This is a genomic window from Bradyrhizobium sp. NAS80.1, assembly GCF_001908205.1.
Classification (GTDB): Bacteria; Pseudomonadota; Alphaproteobacteria; order Rhizobiales; family Xanthobacteraceae; genus Bradyrhizobium.
This window is the reverse complement of record NZ_LGHL01000409.1, coordinates 1-2,088: the sequence shown is the minus strand read 5'-3', so window position 1 is coordinate 2,088 and position 2,088 is coordinate 1. Positions and strand designations below refer to the sequence as shown.

The 2,088-nt window shown below is 65.2% G+C and carries 1 protein-coding gene and 1 pseudogene; both read right to left on the bottom strand.

The annotated features are described in order from the left end of the window. Positions 1-384 precede the first annotated feature (384 nt). The gene (locus AC629_RS43890; RefSeq protein WP_084810787.1) at positions 385-1,812 is read right to left on the bottom strand and encodes a CoA transferase; all 1,428 of its coding nucleotides are present in this window, start codon (positions 1,810-1,812) and stop codon (positions 385-387) included. A gap of 61 nt (positions 1,813-1,873) precedes the next feature. Further along, positions 1,874-2,088: pseudogene (locus AC629_RS43885) on the bottom strand (PrpF domain-containing protein); the annotation flags it as partial.

The following is a 2,088-nucleotide window of genomic DNA, read 5'->3' as shown; positions in this document are numbered from 1 at the left end:
GCTAGGGACGCGATCTACAACTTTTGCTTCTGTCTCTTCACTTTCACAGTTGTGAAATTCAGGCCGTCGCTGCTCGACGCGTTGGTGACGGCTTGAAACTGCCGGAGAAACATGTCCGCCGACGACACTGGAGAACGTCGATGATCAGGAATGCTCACTCAAATCGAGCGGCTTCAACCTACTCGGCGAAGCCGGAAGACCCGTTGAGCGTCAGCACCTCGCTCCGTCCGGGATATTCACATCCTCGTTGATCGCTGAGCGTCGCCGGCCGACGATCCTGATCCGAGACTTGCACCCCGCGAAGTACCGCTGCGGCGCCGATACCAACGCCGTCACCGCTGATAACAGCGACCCAGGTCGTCTCCTGAACTTCAAGAACAAAGGTCAAAGCTTGCCTGTAGACCAGGTGGCGGAAGACGATCCCAACTTGGGAGCGGGCAAGTCCCATGACATTGGAATGCCTTCGATCGAGGCAGGCGGACGAACACGACGCGCCGGTCCCCAGCCGGTATGCTCGATCGCTTCGGACCAATCGGTGGGCTGCTCAGGCGCGAGCGGCGTTGCTTCGGTCGGTTGGCTGCCCCCCGAAACCAGCAGCCACGCCGTTCGCGCGAGCGATGCGCGCGTCTCGCTGCCCCGTCCCGTATGCAGCCGCTCAACCAATCCGCGAATGGCCGCGGCCGCCATCAGATAACCGGTGGTGTGGTCGACGGACTGTCCGGGCAATGGTGTTGGGCGGTCGCGTCCCATCGCGCGCATTCCAGCGTCTGCGATTCCCGTGCTCATCTGGATCAGGCTGTCGAAGCCGCGACGTCCACACCAGGGGCCGGTCCAGCCATAGGCGTCCAGGCAGACGTCGACCAGGCCAGGATTGAGTTCGCGGCGACGCACGGCGTTCAGCCCGAGACGAGCGAGCGCATCAGGACGATAGCCATGAACCAGCACGTCTGCTTGCGTGAGCAGCCGCTCCAATGTCAGCCTGTCATCCGCCTTCTTCAGATCGAGACGCGCACAGCGTTTACCCAGCACCACCTCCGGCACGGAGCCGGGCTCCTCCCAGCCATAGGGGTCGATGCGCAGGACCTCGGCGCCGAACGCCGCGAGGAATCGCGTTGCAACCGGACCGGCGAGAATGCGTGTCAGATCCAGCACACGGATTCCTTGCAGCGGTCGGTTCGCCAGCCACGGCCATCGCGGCTGGCTGCCGCCCGCGGTGGTCGCGCGGTGCAGCAGCGGCTCGGCGTTGACGGCTCGCCCCTGCGGATGATCGGCCCATTCGGCAAGCATGCGCATGGTGGCCGCGCAGCCGTTGTTGGCGATGATGGCCGTCTCAAGAGCCACGGCCTCCCACTTGGCCACTGCCCGCGCCACCGCCTCGCGATCGACCGGCGTCTTCAGCACGGACATGGCGGCATCGCGGTGATGTGGCGCATTCGTGTGCAGCCGGATCCAGCCGTCCGCCGCCTGGTAGTCGCCAGCCACCGCATCCCACTGCGGCGGCATCGACCATCCCTGCGGCCGCAGTGACGTGAGAAACCAGAACGAGGCGAGCCGGCGATCGATCTGCACCAAGGGGAACGCGCCCGTCCGCAGGGACGCCAGTTCCGCGACGGCGAGACTTGCGGCGCCGATCGCGGCGGTGGCGAGATCGGTGACATAGAGCGCAGAGGGCAGCGCGCCTGTGCCGGTCATCGCCAGATGGCGCAGGTGAACGGGATTGCCGCCGACGGCCTCCCAGATCTCACGCAGAAAGCGCGCTGCGGGGCCGGCGGCGATTGAGTCGAGGGACAACGGAGATGTGTCAGCAAGCATGTGAACCTCGGTGTATCGTGATTGTTCAGTGGCGATGGCTTTGGTCTCGAATGTGCGTGTTTCAATCTGAGTCTGCGGATGGAACCCAGACACGGCCATCGAACAAACGGCGCGCGGTGCGATAGAACGAGCCTGATCGCGCGTCCCAGGTGCTGGCGGATTGCACGACGTCGGCGTCTACCGTGAGAACGCCCGACGGCATTCCGAACCGGAGCGCGCCACGCGCCGTCCGGCGCGACAGGGCGTCCGCCGCAACCGTGCCCGAAATGCGCGCGG